This window comes from Synechococcus sp. RS9907, from assembly GCF_014279615.1.
GTDB lineage: Bacteria > Cyanobacteriota > Cyanobacteriia > PCC-6307 > Cyanobiaceae > Parasynechococcus.
In genome coordinates this window covers 101,631-119,330 of sequence record NZ_CP047944.1, presented here as the reverse complement: position 1 = coordinate 119,330, position 17,700 = coordinate 101,631, and the positions used below count along the sequence as shown (strand labels likewise).

General features: G+C 63.7%; 19 protein-coding genes and 1 riboswitch. Of the genes, 5 read left to right on the top strand and 14 right to left on the bottom strand.

The window, feature by feature from the left end; all coding sequences use genetic code 11:
• Nucleotides 1-52 precede the first annotated feature (52 nt).
• Nucleotides 53-2,062 (top strand): transketolase, encoded by a 2,010-nt coding sequence (gene tkt / locus SynRS9907_RS00615; RefSeq protein WP_188021484.1) that lies wholly within the window; start codon nt 53-55, stop codon nt 2,060-2,062.
• A gap of 131 nt (nt 2,063-2,193) precedes the next feature.
• Here the strand turns inward: tkt and thiC are convergent, their stop codons facing one another.
• The 6 genes from thiC to ruvB form a co-directional block, all read right to left on the bottom strand.
• On the bottom strand, nt 2,194-3,597 hold the full coding sequence (thiC, locus tag SynRS9907_RS00610) for a phosphomethylpyrimidine synthase ThiC (protein WP_188021483.1): 1,404 nt from the start codon (nt 3,595-3,597) through the stop codon (nt 2,194-2,196).
• A gap of 45 nt (nt 3,598-3,642) precedes the next feature.
• A riboswitch (TPP riboswitch) is annotated at nt 3,643-3,749 on the bottom strand.
• A 31-nt stretch (nt 3,750-3,780) separates the two neighbouring features.
• Entirely contained in the window at nt 3,781-4,395 is a 615-nt protein-coding gene (locus SynRS9907_RS00605; protein ID WP_188021482.1) for a HEAT repeat domain-containing protein, read from the bottom strand.
• The gene (locus SynRS9907_RS00600; protein WP_011363156.1) at nt 4,392-4,619 is read right to left on the bottom strand and encodes a DUF3188 domain-containing protein; all 228 of its coding nucleotides are present in this window, start codon (nt 4,617-4,619) and stop codon (nt 4,392-4,394) included. Before SynRS9907_RS00600 ends, SynRS9907_RS00605 begins: the two co-directional genes overlap by 4 nt.
• Nucleotides 4,616-5,797 carry an amidohydrolase gene (locus SynRS9907_RS00595; RefSeq protein WP_188021481.1) on the bottom strand — a complete coding sequence of 394 codons (1,182 nt, stop codon included), beginning with the start codon at nt 5,795-5,797 and terminating at the stop codon, nt 4,616-4,618. Before SynRS9907_RS00595 ends, SynRS9907_RS00600 begins: the two co-directional genes overlap by 4 nt.
• 1 nt (nt 5,798) lies before the next feature.
• The gene (locus SynRS9907_RS00590) at nt 5,799-6,563 is read right to left on the bottom strand and encodes a tetratricopeptide repeat protein (RefSeq protein ID WP_188021480.1); all 765 of its coding nucleotides are present in this window, start codon (nt 6,561-6,563) and stop codon (nt 5,799-5,801) included.
• Complete coding sequence (gene ruvB, locus SynRS9907_RS00585; protein ID WP_188021479.1) at nt 6,560-7,606, bottom strand: Holliday junction branch migration DNA helicase RuvB; 1,047 nt, start codon at nt 7,604-7,606, stop codon at nt 6,560-6,562. The genes SynRS9907_RS00590 and ruvB overlap by 4 nt, the downstream gene beginning before the upstream one ends.
• A gap of 50 nt (nt 7,607-7,656) precedes the next feature.
• Here ruvB and smpB point away from each other — a divergent pair, with 50 nt between their 5' ends.
• Nucleotides 7,657-8,157 (top strand): SsrA-binding protein SmpB, encoded by a 501-nt coding sequence (gene smpB, locus SynRS9907_RS00580; RefSeq protein ID WP_115009647.1) that lies wholly within the window; start codon nt 7,657-7,659, stop codon nt 8,155-8,157.
• On the opposite strand, the gene SynRS9907_RS00575 is transcribed toward smpB, so the two are convergent.
• Nucleotides 8,151-9,947, bottom strand: coding sequence for a serine/threonine protein kinase (locus tag SynRS9907_RS00575; RefSeq protein ID WP_255445943.1), 1,797 nt, complete (start codon nt 9,945-9,947; stop codon nt 8,151-8,153). The two genes, smpB and SynRS9907_RS00575, sit on opposite strands and share 7 nt — an antisense overlap.
• A 186-nt stretch (nt 9,948-10,133) precedes the next feature.
• Between SynRS9907_RS00575 and SynRS9907_RS00570 the strand changes: the two genes are divergently transcribed.
• Together SynRS9907_RS00570 and SynRS9907_RS00565 are read left to right on the top strand one after the other, a co-directional pair.
• Nucleotides 10,134-10,367, top strand: coding sequence for a hercynine metabolism small protein (locus SynRS9907_RS00570; protein ID WP_115009649.1), 234 nt, complete (start codon nt 10,134-10,136; stop codon nt 10,365-10,367).
• Complete coding sequence (locus tag SynRS9907_RS00565) at nt 10,364-10,843, top strand: hercynine metabolism protein (RefSeq protein WP_188021477.1); 480 nt, start codon at nt 10,364-10,366, stop codon at nt 10,841-10,843. The genes SynRS9907_RS00570 and SynRS9907_RS00565 overlap by 4 nt, the downstream gene beginning before the upstream one ends.
• A gap of 1 nt (nt 10,844) precedes the next feature.
• Here SynRS9907_RS00565 and SynRS9907_RS00560 read toward each other — a convergent pair whose 3' ends face one another.
• The 7 genes from SynRS9907_RS00560 to SynRS9907_RS00530 form a co-directional block, all read right to left on the bottom strand.
• A complete protein-coding gene (locus SynRS9907_RS00560; RefSeq protein WP_006851112.1) occupies nt 10,845-11,108 on the bottom strand; it encodes a hypothetical protein in 264 nt (87 codons plus the stop codon).
• A gap of 27 nt (nt 11,109-11,135) precedes the next feature.
• Complete coding sequence (gene lysS / locus SynRS9907_RS00555; RefSeq protein WP_188021476.1) at nt 11,136-12,644, bottom strand: lysine--tRNA ligase; 1,509 nt, start codon at nt 12,642-12,644, stop codon at nt 11,136-11,138.
• Between the two features lie 44 nt (nt 12,645-12,688).
• A complete protein-coding gene (gene rpaB / locus SynRS9907_RS00550; protein ID WP_188021475.1) occupies nt 12,689-13,450 on the bottom strand; it encodes a response regulator transcription factor RpaB in 762 nt (253 codons plus the stop codon).
• Between the two features lie 92 nt (nt 13,451-13,542).
• Nucleotides 13,543-14,850, bottom strand: coding sequence for a sugar ABC transporter substrate-binding protein (locus SynRS9907_RS00545; protein ID WP_188021474.1), 1,308 nt, complete (start codon nt 14,848-14,850; stop codon nt 13,543-13,545).
• Nucleotides 14,847-15,356 carry a rod shape-determining protein MreD gene (locus tag SynRS9907_RS00540; RefSeq protein WP_188021473.1) on the bottom strand — a complete coding sequence of 170 codons (510 nt, stop codon included), beginning with the start codon at nt 15,354-15,356 and terminating at the stop codon, nt 14,847-14,849. The genes SynRS9907_RS00545 and SynRS9907_RS00540 overlap by 4 nt, the downstream gene beginning before the upstream one ends.
• 14 nt (nt 15,357-15,370) lie before the next feature.
• Nucleotides 15,371-16,117: a rod shape-determining protein MreC gene (mreC, locus tag SynRS9907_RS00535; RefSeq protein WP_188021472.1), complete on the bottom strand. Its 747-nt coding sequence runs from the start codon at nt 16,115-16,117 to the stop codon at nt 15,371-15,373.
• A 4-nt stretch (nt 16,118-16,121) separates the two neighbouring features.
• A complete protein-coding gene (locus SynRS9907_RS00530) occupies nt 16,122-17,174 on the bottom strand; it encodes a rod shape-determining protein (protein WP_025362008.1) in 1,053 nt (350 codons plus the stop codon).
• A 142-nt stretch (nt 17,175-17,316) separates the two neighbouring features.
• Between SynRS9907_RS00530 and SynRS9907_RS00525 the strand changes: the two genes are divergently transcribed.
• Nucleotides 17,317-17,694, top strand: coding sequence for a single-stranded DNA-binding protein (locus tag SynRS9907_RS00525; protein WP_114988041.1), 378 nt, complete (start codon nt 17,317-17,319; stop codon nt 17,692-17,694).
• The last annotated feature ends 6 nt before the right edge of the window (nt 17,695-17,700 follow it).

The window sequence follows — 17,700 nt, the reverse complement described above, 5'->3', positions numbered from 1 at the left end:
CTTCGCGCTCACGTCGTGCGTCAAAATCGCTTCAACTTTTCCTCTTAACACCATGGTCGCTGCGCCCGCGTCACTCGACACGCTCTGCATCAACAGCATTCGGATGCTGGCTGTCGACGCCATCAACAAGTCCAACAGCGGCCACCCCGGCCTGCCGATGGGCTGCGCACCCATGGGTTATGCGCTCTGGGACAAGTTCCTCAAGCACAACCCCAAGAACCCCAAGTGGTTCAACCGCGACCGCTTTGTGCTGTCGGCCGGCCACGGCTGCATGCTGCTCTACGCGCTGCTGCACCTCACCGGATACGACTCGGTCTCCATCGAGGACATCAAGCAGTTCCGCCAGTGGGGCTCCAAGACTCCCGGTCACCCTGAAACCTTCGAGACCCCTGGTGTTGAAGTGACCACCGGCCCCCTGGGTGCCGGCATCTCCAACGCTGTGGGCCTGGCCATCGCTGAATCCCACCTAGCGGCCAAGTTCAACAAGGCCGACGCCACCGTGGTGGATCACTACACCTACGTGATCATGGGCGACGGCTGCAATCAGGAGGGTGTGTCCTCCGAGGCAGCTTCCCTAGCCGGTCACCTGAAGCTGGGCAAGCTGATTGCCCTCTATGACGACAACAGCATCACCATCGACGGTCGCACCGATGTGTCCTTCACCGAGGACGTGCTGAAGCGCTACGAGGCCTACGGCTGGCACGTGCAGCACGTGGCCGAGGGCAACACCGATGTAGATGCAATCGCCAAGGCGATCGAGGCCGCCAAAGCCGTGACGGACAAGCCGTCGATCATCAAGGTGACCACCACCATCGGCTACGGATCCCCCAACAAGGCCGACACAGCCGGTGTGCACGGTGCTGCTCTGGGCGAAGAGGAAGCTGCTCTGACCCGTCAACAACTGGGTTGGGATTACGCGCCCTTCGAAATCCCCCAGGACGCTTACGACCAGTTCCGCCAGGCCATCGACCGCGGCGCCAGCCTCGAGGCCGAGTGGAACCAGACCCTGGCCACCTACCGCACCAAGTACCCCACCGAAGCCGCCGAGTTCGAGCGGATGCTGCGTGGTGAGCTGCCCGAGGGTTGGGACAAGGACCTGCCCACCTACACCCCCGAAGACGGTGGCCTGGCCACTCGCAAGCACTCCCAGATCTGCCTGGGCGCACTGGGACCCAACCTGCCCGAACTGATCGGCGGCTCGGCTGACCTCACCCACTCCAACTACACGGACATCAAGGGTGAAACCGGCTCCTATCAAGCCAGCAGCCCCGAGAAGCGCTACCTGCACTTCGGTGTGCGTGAGCACGCCATGGCCGCCATCCTTAACGGCATCGCGTATCACAACAGCGGCTTGATCCCCTACGGCGGCACCTTCCTGGTGTTCGCCGACTACATGCGCGGTTCCATGCGCCTATCGGCCCTGAGTGAGCTGGGCGTGATCTACGTGCTCACCCACGATTCCATCGGTGTCGGCGAAGACGGCCCCACCCACCAGCCGATCGAAACTATTCCCTCCCTGCGGGCGATGCCGAACATGCTGGTGTTCCGCCCTGGCGACGGCAACGAAACCAGCGGTGCCTACAAGGTGGCCATCCAGAACCGCAAACGCCCCAGCTCCCTCTGCCTCAGCCGCCAGGGCATGGTCAACCAGGCCAACTCCTCGATCGACAAGGTGGCCCTCGGTGGTTACGTGCTCGAAGACTGCGCCGGCACCCCTGATCTGATCCTGATCGGCACCGGCACCGAACTGGACCTCTGCGTCCAGGCCGCCAAGCAGCTCACCGCTGAAGGCAAGAAGGTGCGCGTGGTCTCCATGCCCTGCGTCGAGCTGTTCGACGAGCAGACCGACGCCTACAAGGAAGAGGTACTCCCCAACGCCGTGCGCAAGCGCATGGTGGTGGAAGCCGCTGAATCCTTCGGATGGCACCGTTTCATCGGCCTCGATGGCGACAGCGTCACCATGAACCGCTTCGGCGCTTCCGCTCCCGGCGGCACCTGCCTCAAGGAATTCGGCTTCACAGTGGAGAACGTGGTGGCCAAGGCCAAGGCTCTGCTCGGCTGATCGCCAGAACACGTCAACAAAAAGCCCCCTGCCGAGGCGGGGGGCCTTTTTTATGCCATCAAGCAAAGGCAAAACAAAAAAACCCGACGTCCGAGAGGACGCCGGGCCAAGAGCGGATTCAGACGACGGGATCAATCGGCTTTATCAAGCTTGACCGGCGTCAGCTCTGCAGCGCCGGTGTTGGCTTCGAGCACCTTTTCAAGACCTTCGAGATCTTCATCAGTGATCTTGGTCTGCATCGGGCAGTGCTTCGGTCCGCACATGGAGCAGAACTCAGCCTGCTTGTAGATGTCAGCCGGCAGGGTTTCGTCGTGATATTCCTTGGCCCGCTCAGGATCCAAGGACAGCTCAAACTGCTTGTTCCAGTCAAAGTTGTAGCGGGCGCGGCTGAGCTCGTCATCACGGTCACGGGCGCCAGGGCGATGGCGGGCGATGTCTGCCGCATGGGCAGCGATCTTGTAAGCGATCAGGCCTTCGCGCACATCCTCAGCGTTGGGCAGACCGAGGTGCTCCTTCGGCGTCACGTAACAGAGCATCGCCGTGCCATGCCAACCGGCCATGGCCGCGCCGATGGCCGAGGTGATGTGGTCGTAGCCGGGAGCAATGTCGGTGACCAGGGGGCCGAGCACATAGAAGGGTGCTTCGCTGCACTCCTCCATCTGCTTCTTCACGTTGAACTCGATCTGATCGAGGGGAACGTGGCCGGGACCCTCCACCATCACCTGCACGTCGTGCTTCCAGGCGCGACGGGTCAGTTCACCGAGAGTGTGCAATTCAGCCAGTTGAGCAGCATCCGATGCATCATGCTGGCAACCGGGACGCAGCGAGTCTCCGAGGGAGAAGGTGCAGTCGTAGCGCTTGAAGATCTCGCAGATGTCGTCAAACCGCGTGTAAAGCGGGTTCTGACGATGGTGATACAGCATCCATTGAGCCAGGATGCCGCCGCCGCGGCTGACGATGCCGGTGATGCGGCCTTTCACCTTGGGAAGATGCTCAATCAGCAGGCCAGCGTGGATGGTCTGGTAGTCGACGCCCTGCTGACAGTGCTTCTCGATGATGTGGAGGAAGTCGTCCTCATCGAGCTTCTCGATCGATCCGTGGACGCTCTCAAGAGCCTGATAAACAGGCACGGTGCCGATCGGAACGGGAGATGCACCGATGATCGCGGTGCGCACCTCATCGAGGTTGACGCCGCCGGTGGAGAGATCCATCACGGTGTCGGCGCCATATTTCACCGCCAGCTTCAGTTTCTTCACCTCCTCAGCGGCATCAGAAGCATTCGGAGAGGCGCCGATGTTGGCATTCACCTTGCACTTGCTGGCGATGCCGATCGCCATCGGCTCCAGATTGGTGTGGTTGATGTTGGCCGGGATGATCATTCGCCCCCGGGCCACCTCTTCCATCACCAGCGATTCGGGCAGGTTCTCCCGCTTCGCCACATGGGCCATTTCTTGGGTCACCACGCCCTTACGGGCGTAGTGCATCTGAGAGACGTTGGCCTGATCCTTGCGGGACTCAACCCAGGAAGCGCGCATGATCTGAGGTGCGACGGACAGCCCAGGGGTCGACGTTTGGCCGTGGATCACGCTCAAGCACTTCCCTTCGCCGGCATGACCCGGAATCAGGTTCGGAGGGTGTGATCTCAGTCTGGGTTCGTGGTGAAACCCAGACACCCCTAGTGGTGTTTAAACGCTAGCAAGCGTTGCTCAAAGACCCGTTCAGCTGGCTTGCAAGCCATTGAGCACCGCAGCCACCACCCGGTGATCGCTGTCCTGCTGAAGAGATTGCAACAAGCCTCTGGCCTGCACCGCGATGGGATCGGCGCCCCCCTCCCGCACGATCCGACTGAGAATTTCAGCCCCACTCACCCGCACCGTGCCATCGGCATCGGCAATCGCCATGGTCGCCAGCTCCAGCAACCAACCCAGATCAATGGCGGGCTGTTCCGCCAGGGCAGAAAGGATGCTGCAGCGCACCAGCCAGGCGGCATCGGCCTCGAAGGCCGAACGCAGCAAGGGCCAGGCCCTTTCCACCCCATAGCTGGCCAGAGCATTGGCTGCCTCAGCCCGCACATTGGGGTCTTCATCGGCAGTGATCAACGCACTCAGGACGGTCCAGCCCTGTTCGGTGCGCTTGTAGCCCAATCCACTGCAGCTCAAGGAACGCACCAGGAAGGGCTTCTGCTCCGTGCCCAGCACCAGCAACGGCACAGCCTCAGCGTCCGAGCAATGGCGGAGCTGTGTGATCGCCGGCATCGCCTGCACCGGATCTCCACTGGCAATGGCCTGTCGCACCGCCTCGAGATCAGGACGTTGCGGATCGGTCTCGCTCATGGGTTGCTGCCGGGGGTGCGTGCCCGTTGAAGATCAGCCAACAGCCTGGCGCGGCGGCGCTGCCGACCGAGAGCGCTGCTGATGATCAGACCCGAACCAACCAAGATGGCGGGCAGCACCTGCACCCGATCCTTGCCCTGGCGCTGGTTTGTGGCCAGCAATGCAAGCAGGATAAGCAACGGAGCCCCGAGGGAAACCCAAATCACCGCACGACGTTGGTTCATGCCGACGTGTTCTCCGTGATCCACGCCAGCACGGTGGCCGTCAGCACGGCAACACCTACACCCAGTGCATCCTCCTCAAGAGCAAAGGCACCGTTATGGAGCGGCGCACACCCTTGAGGCCCGGCCACACCCAGGCGCACCATCATTCCCGGCACATCCCGAAGCAGCTCAGCAAAGTCTTCCGCCCCCAGGGAGGGCTGCTCCACCGGCAGCACCTTGTCGCGCCCCAGACACTCCACCGCACAGCGTTCGAGCAAGGTCGTGAGCTGCGGATCGTTGTACACCGGTGGCGCTATACAGCGGTAATTCACCAAAGCCTTACCCCCTCCACTGGCACAGATTCCCTGCACCGTCTCATCAATCCAGGCCGGCAGCTGAGCGTGCTGCTGCAGATCGAGACAGCGCACCGTGCCCAGCAAACGCACCTGATCAGCAATCACGTTGAAGGCGCGACCGCCCTCCACCTTGCCGAAGCTGATCACCACCGGCTGCAACGCATCCAAGCGTCGAGCGATGGTCTGCTGCAGTTCCGTGATCACCCGAGCCGCCAGCCAAACAGCATCCACCGACTGATGGGGACGGGCACCATGGCCGCCCTCACCCTGCACCCGGATCTCCAGCTCACCGGCCGCCGCTGTGAGGCAACCACGCCGTATTCCCACAGTGCCCACCGGCAGGTTCGGCACCACATGCACGCCATACAACGCATCAAGGCCCTCCACCGCCCCCGCGTCCCGCATCCACACCGCCCCCTGGGCCAACTCTTCGGCGGGTTGAAACAGCAGCCGCACTCGAGCCCCTAAGTGGGGCTCCTGAGCCAGCAAGCGCGCGACACCAATGCCCGTGCAGGTATGCAGGTCGTGGCCACAGGCATGCATCAGACCCTGCCGGGTGGAGGCATAGCTCAGGCCAGTGCGCTCCTCCACCGGAAGCGCATCCATGTCCACCCGCAAGCCCACCGTGGGGCCCTGATCAGGCCCCAACTCGGCCACCACACCCGTGCGGCCAACTCCCTCACGGACCCGCCAACCCAGCTGACGAAGTTCACCGGCGACCAGGGCGGCGGTCTGGTGTTCCTCACCGCTGAGCTCAGGATGGGCATGGAGATGCCGGCGCAGCTGCAGCAGCTCAGGCAGCTCACGGCTGAGTCGATCGGCAAGGGACACCGCTTGGGTCATCTCAGGACGCCTCCAGGGCCAGGAACGCCATCAGATCAGCCGTCGGCTGCGGTGGCCAGCGGCGCACCTGCTGCAGCCAGTCGGCCTGGCGATAACGCTGATCCAACCCAGCCGCCGCGGCCCAGTGGCTTTCGGCTTCACCACTGGATCCTTCGCGCCAGAGCAGGCCGCTGAGGGCCGCCCGAGCGTCGGCGAACAGGGGATAGCGACGGATCAGTTTGCGCAATTCCGCCTCCGCCCAATCGAGATCTCCCGCTTGCCAGGCCGCCAGCGCCTCGCTGGAGCGGGCCATGGCGAAGCCTGGGCGGGCGAGGGCAGCCTGGCCATAAAGCTCTCGCGCTTCAGGCCAGTCCCCTTGGGAACCACGCACATTGGCCAGGTTGTAGAGGGCTGAGGCATCCTGCGGATCGCGCTCCAGAATCCAGAGATAGTCATCCGCTGCCGCGGACCAGTCCTGAAGCGCCTCCTCTGCCGTGCCCCGGTTCAGATGCGGGTCGCTTTCCTCCGGCGCCAGAACGATCGAGGCGCTCTGATCGTCGATGGCCCCGGAAGGATCACCCAGAGCGAGACGCACATTTCCGCGGTTGCTCAGCGCAGCTGCATCCTCTGGAGCCTGCTCGAGAAAGCGGTCCCAGAGGGGCAACGCCTCCACAAAATCCCCCTGACGGCTTGCCGTCAGCGCCTGCTCATAAAGCCCCTGCAGATCAAGGGCCTGTACCGGCAGGGCCAGCACCAGACTCATCAACAGGACGAGAAACCGGTTCATGCCGCCTCGGCCAGATGACTGCGGGCCGCATCCGTGACCATCCGGCCGCGGGGGGTGCGCACCAGCAAGCCCTGTTGCAGCAAAAACGGCTCCACCACGGTCTCCAGGGTGACGGGGTCGTCGCCAAGGGCCGCCGCCAGAGTCTCCAGACCCACCGGGCCACCACCGTGGAGGTCGATCAGCAGCTGCAGCAAACGCCGATCGCTGGCATCGAGGCCCCGATGATCCACGCGGTGCAGGCTCAGGGCCTCTCCCACCAGGGCCTGGTCAATGGCTCCACCGCCCCCGCCACGCACGCTGGCCACATCCCGCACTCGGCGCAGCAGGCGGTTGGCAATCCTGGGCGTACCGCGGCAGGAGGCCGCAATACTGCTGCGGGCCTGCGTTGTGAGGGTGACCCCGATCAGCCCGGCGGTGCGCTCGACGATCGCTTCCAGGTCGTCCTGGCCGTAAAACTCCAACCGCTGGATCAGACCGAACCGGTCCCGCAGCGGGGAGCTCAGCGATCCAGCGCGGGTGGTGGCCCCCACAAGGGTGAAGGGCGGCAGGTCGAGGGAACGGGTTCGTGCTGTGCTGCCCTTGCCCACGGTGAGATCGAGGCGACGGTCTTCCATCGCCGGATAGAGCAGCTCCTCCGACACCCTGCTCAGGCGATGAATCTCGTCAATGAACAGCAGATCTCGGGGCTGCAGGTTGACCAACAAGCCAACGATGTCGCGGGGGCGTTCCAAGGCCGGTGCACTGGTGACCTTGCACTGCACCCCCATTTCTTCGGCCAACACCATGGCCATGGTGGTTTTGCCCAAACCCGGCGGGCCATAGAGCAACACATGATCGAGGGCATCGCCGCGGCCAAGCGCCGCTTCCACAGCAATGCCCAGCACCTGCTTGAGCTCGCTCTGGCCGATGTAGTCGTTCAGGCGCTGGGGCCGAAGCTTGTCTTCCGGCCGACTCACCACCTCTTCAGGTGCCGGCTGGGGGTCCACCAGCGCTTCAGGGCGGCGTGGTGGCTTGCGACCGGAGCTGGAGGAGACAATCGCCATGCGGGCAGGGTACCCAGACCTGGATAGGGTCGGAAGACGCAGCCGCAGCCATGGCCAAGGGAGGAGCGAAAAAAGCAGCCGCAGCCGCGGCACGGGCCGCCGCCAATCGGATGCTGGCGGACAACCGGCAGGCACGGCACCAGTACGAAATCCTCGAAACCCTCGAAACCGGCATCGAGCTGGTGGGCACCGAGGTGAAGTCGATCCGCAACGGCAAGGCCAACCTGCGGGATGGCTTCTGCCTGATCCGCAATGGGGAGCTGCAGCTGCACAACGTGCACATCTCACCCCACACCCACGCCGGCAGTTATTTCAACCACGACCCGCTGCGCACCCGCAAACTGCTGGCCCATCGCCGTGAGATCGACAAGCTGCGCGGTTTGGTGGATCAAAAAGGCCTGACGCTGATCCCCCTCAACATTCACCTCAAGGGGTCCTGGATCAAGCTCACCATCGGGCTGGGCAAAGGGCGCAAGTTGCACGACAAACGCGCTGCTGAAAAAGAGAAGCAATCCAAGAAGGACGTGAAAGCGGCGATGGAGCGCTACTGAGCACTCGGATCCAGCCCCGGCGGCCTGACAAGTTCACCCGTTGCCGAGTCGGGCAGTGGATCCGGGTCCACATCCGGTAACGGGGGACGAGGACGATCCGCGCGGCAGGACAGGGTGAACACACCGGAAGAGATCCCCTCGTTGGTGACCAACACCTGCAGGGGCAAGCCCGCCACCGCATCAATCCGGGCCACCCGCAGAGGGCCCCGCTCCTCCTCCACCGTCCCGTTGGCGCCAAACACCATCATCTGCATCAGCGGTGTGCCGTTGATGCCCAGGAGCACGGCATCATCTGCTGGAGCCTCCACCAGCACCAAACGCGCGCCACCGGCAGGGATGCCCAACGACGTGTTGGTGGGTTCCAGAGGGCGCGCCTTGAGCCGCTCAATCTCGACGTCATCGAGGCTCTGCATGGCCGCTGCAATCCAGAGCTGACGAAAGGGTTCGGCAGGTTTCCGGCCCTGCATGGCCCCCGCCAGCAGATCCTGGGCGCCAGCACTCACCAGATGCTCCACAACCTTGGGATGGACACCCTGCTGCTGCAGCCTCTGACGTGGCTGCTCCCAGTCCCCAGCACGCAAACGCCCCAACCGGGCCCGGGTCGCTGGCGGCAGCTGCCCAATCCGGGCCAGCCATTCCTCGGCCAGCTCGGTCCAGACCCGACGCAGTGGCGCATCCCCTAACGACTCCGAGGGAATGCTGCCGCCAAGCGCGGGGAAGCGGCTGAGCTGGCTGGCATCCACAAGATTGAGGAACCAGCCGCGATCCACCTGAAGCGCCCGCAGACGGCTAAACAGCTGCTCACGTTGATCCAGCTCCTCCCGTGGCGGACTAACGGCCGCTGTAGCCCCATCCCTGCTGGAGCGAGGAATCCTGTCTGCAGTGGACTTGCGCGAAAGCAGGAACCAACCGATGGCGGAACCCACCAATGCCGACAGGGCCAGGGCGATCACCACGGGCCAGAGACGCCCCTCCGCTCCCTGCTCGCGAGCCATCGCTCGCTTCTGACGCGGGGATGTTGAGGAGGGAGCCATCGCAGTGAACCGTCCCGATGCAGCAATTGGCTTCTCAATCGGACCGGTTTGTTCAGGCATCGCCAGCTGCTGCAAGGCCTCCAAGGCACTTGCAGCATCAGGGAAGCGGCGGTTCGGATCCTCCGTAAGCAACCGCTCGAGCACAGCTTGATAAGCGGGATCCAGCCCCAGCCTTTCGAGACTTGACGGGGGATTGGACGGCTGGCCCGTCAACAAGGCCACAGCTGAAACGGCCAAATCCCGTACATCCATCCAGCCGGCAGCGTCCTCAGCGGGAACAAGCTCGCCGTTCAATACAACCGGCAATCCATCACTGGTACGGCGCCACAGGTTTTGAAGACTCATGTGCCCATGCACCAGGTCATCGGAATGAAGCGCTCCCAAGACTGGTAAGACCTGCCTCATCAGCAGCAGCACTTCGCCAGCGCTGAAAACCATCTGGCGTCGCGCGCGTTGCTGTTGAAGCGAAGCGAGGCTGATGCCTTCGATCCAGTCGCGAACGGCCCACAAACCATCCTCCAGATCAAGCAACTGACCAAAGCGAGGCAACTGATACGACCCGATCGTCTGCAAAACCTCCCAGCGCTGACGGAAAGGCTCTTGGCTGGGCAAGTCGTTCAGCTGACGTAGCGCTACAGGGCAATCACCAGCCATCACATCCACGGCGCGCCAGAGAGAACCACGCAGCGGATCGGGTCCACTCAGCCGTTCCTCCAGGCGATATCGCTCCACCAGCACCGTGCCGGAACCGCTCAAGGGACTCAGCCACATCGATGGGCTGATGGTACCGATGGTTCGCTGCACCCCCTAGGGCCCGCGAAAGATGGATCGGGCCCGTGCTGCTGGACCGATCCACACCAGCCGATCGCTCTGCATCTGCTTTTGCCGGCAAACTGAACCCACAGACTTATCCAACAGACGGAGCCCAGGAGCTCAGGCGGCATGAAATCAGACGAACGGCGTCAGGCGATCAAACGGCAGCGTGAGCAGCTGATCCAAGACCTGGAGGCCGTCTACATGGCAGCCTTCGATCGCCTGGGAGAGCTGGAAGGTGAAGTGGGAGAAGTGAAAGCAGCGCAACTCACCCAGATGATCCTCAACTCCAAAACCGCCGCAATCGAGCCCCTGGAGAAAGAGATCGAAAAACCGGTGATCACCACCCCAGGCGAGGCATGAGCAGCTGGCTGGAGCAGCTGGAGCGGGAGCTGGACGCCCGGCTCTCCGCCTTTCTGCGCAACAACCCCGTCCAGGAAAACCTGTTCAGCGAACAGCACCTGAAGGATCGGGCCGCAGCCCTGCAACGGCAACGTCAGCAACTGCAGGGCGAAGCGAAGCAGCAACGCCAGCAGCTGCTGAGGCTGGCCGAGGACGTACGGGCCTGGCGCAGTCGGGTGGAGCGTGCCAGGGCGGCCGGCGCAGCCGATCTCGCCGGGCGAGCCGAACAACACCTCAGCAGCCTGATGAACCAGGGCCGCGCCCTCTGGGCTGACCTGGAGGATCTGGGACGCCGCTTCAACGAGGTGGAGCGGCAATTGCAGGAGCTTCACCAGCAAAAACAAACGCCCAGCCCCTCAACACTGGAGAAGGACTGGGCATTGTTTGAAGCGGAACAGGAGCTTGAGCAGCTGCGCCGTGACGCTGGGCTGGGTTGAATCAGGCCTTGGGCGCGGGGGGCTCGAGGCTGACACCCTCGGGCGGCGGAGTGGGATCCGGATCGGCGATCAGCATGTGCTGCAGCACGATTTCCGGGCGCTCACTGTCGCGCCAGCGGATGCGGTAAGCAGGCATTTTGGTGCCACGGCTGGTGGTCTGCTCCACCGGCTCCATCACCCATCCCCGGCGGGAACGGCCCTGGGGATTCCGCTTGACCACGGCATCAGCGTGCTTGAAGCGAAACCCGACGCGTTCTCCACTCATGGGGATAGGACCATGCCACTCCTCCCATTATTCCACTGAGGGTGGTTCTCCCTTGCGGGACTCCGGCCGCAGCAGCGGGAAGGCGATCACATCCCGAATCGAGGGGCTGTCGGTGAGCAACATCACCAGCCGGTCGATGCCGATCCCCAAACCTCCGGTGGGGGGCATGCCCACCTCCAGGGCCGTGACGAAGTCCTCGTCCAACCCCTGGGCTTCCAGATCACCCGCCGCCTTGCGCGCTTGCTGGGCTTCCAGGCGCTGGCGTTGATCGACGGGATCGGTGAGCTCACTGAAGGCATTGGCGTGCTCACGGCCGACGATGAACAACTCAAAGCGTTCCACCAAGCCGGGCTTGCTGCGATGGGGCCGGGCCAGGGGCGAAATTTCCACCGGGTAATCGGTGACGAAGGTGGGCTGAATCAGGGTTGTCTCCACCGCTTGCTCAAAGGCTTCGTTGAGCAGACGGCCCACCGAGTCGGCCAGCTCAGGCGCATGCAGGCCCTTGGCGGTCATCGCCGCGGCCGCCTCCTCGCGGCTGCTGAAGCTGTTGAAATCAAGCCCCGTCGCGTCCTGCACAAGCTCATGCATCGTGGCGCGCCGCCACGGCGGAGCCAGATCGATCTCGGTGCCCTGGTAAGTGATGGTGGTCGTGCCGCAGACCTCCTGGCACACCGCGCTGACCATCTGCTCGGTGAGCTCCATCATCCCGAGGTAATCGCTGTAGGCCTGATAGATCTCCACCGAGGTGAACTCGGGGTTGTGGCGGGTGCTGACTCCTTCATTGCGGAAGATCCGGCCCAGCTCATACACGCGCTCAAAGCCACCCACCACCAGGCGCTTGAGGTGCAACTCGGTGGCAATCCGCAGAGTGAGGGGCAGGTCGAGAGCATTGTGATGGGTCTCGAACGGCCGAGCATCTGCACCACCGGGTTCGCTCTGCAGCACGGGGGTCTCGATCTCGAGAAAGTCCCGCTGATCAAGCCAGCGGCGAATGCCGCTCACCAAGCGAGCCCGGCGACGGAAGGTCTCACGGCTGTCGGGGGAGACCACCAGATCCAGATAGCGCTGGCGGTAGCGCTTCTCCACGTCGGCCAGACCATGCCATTTGTCGGGAAGGGGCTGCAGCGCCTTGGTGAGCATGCGCCAGTCGCTCACCTTCACCGACAGCTCGCCACGGTCGGTGCGACGCAGGGTGCCGCTCACCCCAAGCCAGTCGCCACTGTCCACCAGCGTGGTGATCTGTTTGAACCAGCCCTCCTGCTGGGCCTCGAGACCCGCCTTCTCCAGGAACAGCTGGATGGAGCCCGTCTCATCCGCCAAGGTGAAAAAGGCCAGCTTTCCCATCACCCGGCGGGTCATCACCCGTCCCGCCACGGAAACGCTGACGTCCCGCTCTTCCCCCTTGGGCAGATCGGCATGGGTCTCCTGCAGCTCAGCCATGCGGTGGCTGGGACTGAAGGTGAGGGCATAGGGGCCCTGCCCCAGCTCTTCCAAAGTCTTGGCTTTTTCCAGACGGGTGTCGCGCAGCTCAGACACAGCAGCAGGTCAGTCGGGCGCCATCCTGCCCGCCCGCGGGTTGATCAACCGGCAGCGGAGGCTTCACCCATGCGCTGGGAGGCATAACCAATGCCTCGCACCGTAAGGATCAGCTCTGGATTGCGGGGATCCGGCTCCAGTTTTCCGCGCAACCGCGCCACATAGACATCAACCACGCGCAGATCGGCGGCACGGCGAGGGGGATAACCCCAGAGCTGCTCCAGGATTTCAGCCCGTGGCACCACATGGCCGGGATCGCGGAACAGCAACTCCAGAAGGCTGAACTCCGTATAAGTGAGGTTGATGCGCTCCGATCCACGGGTGACCTGGCGTCGGTTGGTGTCCACCACCAGATCTCCGAGACGCAAAACGCCCTGCCCCGTGGGCAATTCGCGGCTTTCCACTACAGCATTGCCCCGACCCACCCGGCGCAGAATCGTGGCAATGCGTGCTTCGAGTTCCTTGGGACTGAAGGGCTTGGGCAGGTAGTCGTCAGCACCCAGATCCAGGCCAGCCACCCGCTCCGAGATCGCTTCAACCGCGGAAAGGAAAATGATGGGTACGCAGGATTCAGCCCGCAGGCGGCGGCAAACGGCAAAGCCATCCAGCTTGGGCAGCATCACATCGAGCACCACCAGATCGGGGGACTCGTTATGGAACATCTCCAGGGCCTGTTCACCGTCCTCAGCACAGATGACGCGGTAGCCCGATAGCTGCAGGCGCATCACCAAGACGCGCCGAACGGCAGCCTCGTCATCAACGACAAGGATGGTCGCTTTCGGTTGTGAGGGCAGCTCGCCCGTCATCCGAATCAAACCCTTAACGAGCTGCAACCTTACTGGTCAAGGCCTGGGCACCGACGCAAACACCCTGGCGCGCAGCCTGTTTACCGATTGTTTTAAGAATTGCCGGCGACCTCCGGCCAGCGCGAACGGGCATAACGGTTCCATTCCGTTGCCGCCGCTGTTATGGCCTGCTCAGGGCTGACCTGGGCCAACATCGCCCGCTGCATCTGGGTGTAGATGATCTTCTGCAGGCGCTTGATCCCCGGCAGCGCCGGCACCAACACCCTGGCCCGTTCCAACGTGCTGGCCGAGAGCAATCGAGCCTGGCGAATCTGACGCTCCTCGGCCGTGGCAGGCACCTGATCCTCCAATTCAGAGCGCACCCGGGCCAAGGCCTCCAACGACGACGGCAGCACCCGGGCCTCAGCCGCGAAGCGCGCCTGTTGATCAGCATTGGTCAGGAACAGCGCAAGATCCACGGCCTCCTGGGCGCGCTGGCTCTGACGCGGCACCGCCAACGTCATCAGAGCCACATTGGCTGTGCCATCTGCACCGGTCACCGGGGGATGGGGCTCCGTCACCGCAGCCACCCCCGGCGCATTGGTCTGAATGCTGCGCAGGAATTCCGCCCCCGTGGCCGCCAGGGCCAGATCACCGCTCTGGAACAACTCGATCGCCCGGCGCTGCCCCTGACTCACCACCTCTCGGGGCAACAGCCCCTCCCGGTAAAGATCACTCCAGAAACGAAAGGCCCGGAGCCCCGCAGGGCTGTTGAAAGCGGCCCTGCGCTGGGAATCCAGCAAGGTCACCCCCATCTGCACCAAGGTTTCCAGAAGCTCGGCCGAGTCCTCCGGAACGGTGGTGACAAACAGGCCGTAACGGCCTGTTCGCTCGCGGATGCGACGGGCGAAGGCTGGCACCTGATCCCAGCGGCTGGGCGGAGCTGCAATGCCGGCTTGATCCAACAGTGCGCGGTTCACCAGACTCAACCGCACCGTGAGGTACCAGGGCACAGCGATCTGCCCGGCATCGGGATCGCGGCAGGCCTGCCACACGGATGGCAGATAGCGGCCAGCGGCATCAGCCGGCAGCAGCGGGGTCAAGTCGGCCAGCCCCCCCTTGCTGGCCAGATTGGCTGCGAAGGGCGGATTGAGGTTCACCACATCCGGGGCCGTGCGCGCAAACACCGCCGCCAGCAACTTGCGTTCCACAGACCCCCAGGGCAGATCCGTCCAGCGCACGGACGCATCGGAATGGAGGGCGCCCCAGGCCCCCAGAACATCGGCGAAATAGGGGTTGAACTTGGGAGCCAATTGCAGGGTCCACAACTCCAAGGCCCTGGGCTGTGGGGTCTTCGGGCCGCAGGCCGCCAGCCCAAAGGCCGCTGCCCCCAGCAGCAGATCCCGACGGGTCAGCCTCATGAGGGAACCCTCCTTCGCCAGAGCAGCAACTGCAACGACACCAACACCGGCGCCAGCAAACCCGTCACCAGGGCCTGACACCAGAGGGTCTGCAGGCCCCAGCTCTGGGTGAGGGGATCCAACACTCCGCCTTGACGCCACCAGAGCTGAAAGATCAACGACAAACCAAGACCCACGGACCCGAGCCAGGCCAACAAACCCAGATTCAGGCTGCGTTGGATCGGGGCTGCACGCCGCCCCAGCCGTCCCCACCACCAGCCCAGCAGCAGCAGCGCCGGCACCTGACTGACACCGCCCAGATGGAGACCATCCAGCACCAGCCCCAAAGCCACACCCGACAACGCCCCTGACACCGGACCATCCACGAGAGCCCAGGGCAACAGCCAGAGCACAGCCCAGGCGGGACCAACCCCATCGATGGCCAACCAAGGCGGCGACGCCAAGGCCAGAAACGGCACCACCAAAGCTGAGGCCACACAGATCGGTTGTCGGTGCAGACGCGTCATGTCAGTGGTTCATCTCAACGGGTCTGCACTTGCACCCAGTCGATCGCCTCCGGTGCTGCGATCAACTGCACCACCGCGACCGGTGCAGGAACAGCCTGTTCATCCACCGACTGGATCACCCCCACCGGCACATTGGGGGGCAACAGGGTGCTGGCCGGAGACGTGGCCACCAGATCCCCCGGACGCACGTCAGGGTCCTTGTCGATGAAGCGAAGCGACAGCCGGCTGCTGCCACGGCCCACCAACAATCCATGGCGGCGGCTGCGGGGCAGCCAGACGCCGATCTCATGGCCCGGGGCAGTGAGCAACTTCACCCGCGCCGTGGCGGGGGTCACACTGTCGATGCGGCCCACCAAACCGCCGGGGCCAAGAACCGCATCGCTGCGACCGATGCCCTGCAGCGAGCCCTTGCCCAGTTGCATTTGCTGCCACCACCCTCGCGACGAGCGGGAGATCACGGCAGCCGAAACCTTTCCTTGCGCTGATCCTTGTTGCTGCAACTCCAGCAGAGCGCGCAAGCGACGGTTGTCGTCTTCCAGCAGCTGCAGGCGAGACCGCTCCTCCAAATCCACTGCAGCCATGACCCATTCCCGCTGGGCAGACCCAGGCCAGAACGGACGGCTGAGCAGGGCATAGGCATCGGTGAAACCAGCACCCTTGCTCAGACGCACCACCAGAAGCCCGGCCACAAGCAGCAGCCAGGGGGTGAGTTGCCCCAATCCGCGCCAGCGGCTCTTGCCGGGACGGAGCGTCGGGGCCATCGCTTCAGACGCCTGCCGCGGTTCGGACGAATTCCGGGGTATCCACCACCCGCTGGAGGCGTTTCCAGTCCTCCAGCACCTGACCACATCCGTTCACCACACAGAGCAGGGGGTCTTCAGCGATGTGCACAAAGATGCCGGTCTCGTGGCTGATCAGGTCGCTGATGCCCCGCACCAACGCACCACCACCGGCCAGCATGATGCCGCGATCCACGATGTCGGCCGCCAGCTCAGGCGGTGTGCGCTCCAGGGTTCGCTTCACCGCTTCGACGATCACATTGAGCGGTTCGGCGATGGCTTCCCGCAGATCACCGGCCTTGAGATTGATGGTGCGCGGCAAACCAGAGAGCAGGTGGAGACCCCGCACATCCATGGACTGCTGATCGAACTCGTCGTCGGGGAAGGCGGAGCCGATGCGGATCTTGATTTCCTCGGCCGTGCGCTCACCCACCACCATGTTGTGCACCTTTTTGAGGTAGACGCTGATGGAGTCGCTGATCTCATCGCCGGCAACGCGGACGGATTCACTCAGCACCGTTCCGCCCAGGCTCAACACCGCCACCTCAGTGGTGCCGCCGCCGATATCAACAATCATCGTCCCAACGGGCTCGGTGACCGGAAGGCCCGCGCCGATGGCGGCTGCCACCGGCTCATCAATCAGATGCACCTCACGGGCCCCAGCCATGCCCGCCTCACGAACGGCCCGACGCTCCACACCGGTCACACCACTGGGGATGCCGACCACGAGCCGAGGGGCCATGATGCCGCGCCCCTCATTGCCTTTGGTGATGAAGGTTTTGAGCATCTGCTCAGCGGCATCAAAATCGGCAATCACCCCATCGCGCAACGGGCGGACGGCCCGGATGTTCCCCGGGGTGCGGCCAAGCATCAACTTGGCTTCATCACCCACCGCCATGGTGGTGCCACGCTCAAGATCAAGAGCCACCACGGAGGGCTCCTGCAGCACGATGCCCCGGCCTGAAACGTAGATCAGGGTGTTGGCGGTGCCCAGGTCGATGCCGATGTCGCGCGACAGCTGGAAACGACGAAAGAACACAGACACCGCAGCCAAGACCGCCGGATCATAGGGGCGTTTTCAGCGGTTGCCTGTTACACCCAGCGGCCTGGGTGGAACTCCTTAAAAGCAGTCACCCAACCGGTGCCGCATCATGAATCCAAATTCAGGAGATGACTTATCCATGGGCGTTAATTCCGTCACCCTCGTCGGCCGTGCCGGCCGCGATCCCGAAGTGCGTTACTTCGAGTCCGGCAGCATGGTGGCCAACCTCACCATGGCGGTGAACCGTCGCAGCCGCGACGATGAACCCGACTGGTTCAACCTCGAAATCTGGGGCAAGCAGGCCCAGGTTGCTGCGGATTACGTGAAAAAGGGCTCCTTGCTCGGCATCATCGGCAGCTTCAAGCTGGACCGCTGGACCGACCGTGCCAGCGGCGAAGAGCGCAGCAAGCCCGTGGTGCGTGTGGATCGGCTCGAACTGCTGGGATCCAAACGGGACAACCAGGAGGCCGCTGGCAGCTTTGGCGGCCAGGCTTCTGACGAGGACATCCCTTTCTGAGCCTCT

What these genes read in the sequence shown, in the direction of transcription:
- smpB (WP_115009647.1), top strand. Translation starts at nt 7,657, where the DNA reads ATGGCCAAGGGAGGAGCGAAAAAAGCAGCCGCAGCCGCGGCACGGGCC.
- rpaB (WP_188021475.1), bottom strand. Translation starts at nt 13,450, where the DNA reads ATGACGGGCGAGCTGCCCTCACAACCGAAAGCGACCATCCTTGTCGTT.
- mreC (WP_188021472.1), bottom strand. Translation starts at nt 16,117, where the DNA reads ATGGCCCCGACGCTCCGTCCCGGCAAGAGCCGCTGGCGCGGATTGGGG.
- SynRS9907_RS00565 (WP_188021477.1), top strand. Translation starts at nt 10,364, where the DNA reads ATGAGCAGCTGGCTGGAGCAGCTGGAGCGGGAGCTGGACGCCCGGCTC.
- SynRS9907_RS00595 (WP_188021481.1), bottom strand. Translation starts at nt 5,797, where the DNA reads ATGACCCAAGCGGTGTCCCTTGCCGATCGACTCAGCCGTGAGCTGCCT.
- SynRS9907_RS00545 (WP_188021474.1), bottom strand. Translation starts at nt 14,850, where the DNA reads ATGAGGCTGACCCGTCGGGATCTGCTGCTGGGGGCAGCGGCCTTTGGG.
- SynRS9907_RS00540 (WP_188021473.1), bottom strand. Translation starts at nt 15,356, where the DNA reads ATGACGCGTCTGCACCGACAACCGATCTGTGTGGCCTCAGCTTTGGTG.
- SynRS9907_RS00605 (WP_188021482.1), bottom strand. Translation starts at nt 4,395, where the DNA reads ATGAGCGAGACCGATCCGCAACGTCCTGATCTCGAGGCGGTGCGACAG.
- SynRS9907_RS00590 (WP_188021480.1), bottom strand. Translation starts at nt 6,563, where the DNA reads ATGAACCGGTTTCTCGTCCTGTTGATGAGTCTGGTGCTGGCCCTGCCG.
- SynRS9907_RS00600 (WP_011363156.1), bottom strand. Translation starts at nt 4,619, where the DNA reads ATGAACCAACGTCGTGCGGTGATTTGGGTTTCCCTCGGGGCTCCGTTG.
- thiC (WP_188021483.1), bottom strand. Translation starts at nt 3,597, where the DNA reads ATGCGCGCTTCCTGGGTTGAGTCCCGCAAGGATCAGGCCAACGTCTCT.
- tkt (WP_188021484.1), top strand. Translation starts at nt 53, where the DNA reads ATGGTCGCTGCGCCCGCGTCACTCGACACGCTCTGCATCAACAGCATT.
- SynRS9907_RS00570 (WP_115009649.1), top strand. Translation starts at nt 10,134, where the DNA reads ATGAAATCAGACGAACGGCGTCAGGCGATCAAACGGCAGCGTGAGCAG.
- ruvB (WP_188021479.1), bottom strand. Translation starts at nt 7,606, where the DNA reads ATGGCGATTGTCTCCTCCAGCTCCGGTCGCAAGCCACCACGCCGCCCT.
- SynRS9907_RS00525 (WP_114988041.1), top strand. Translation starts at nt 17,317, where the DNA reads ATGGGCGTTAATTCCGTCACCCTCGTCGGCCGTGCCGGCCGCGATCCC.
- SynRS9907_RS00560 (WP_006851112.1), bottom strand. Translation starts at nt 11,108, where the DNA reads ATGAGTGGAGAACGCGTCGGGTTTCGCTTCAAGCACGCTGATGCCGTG.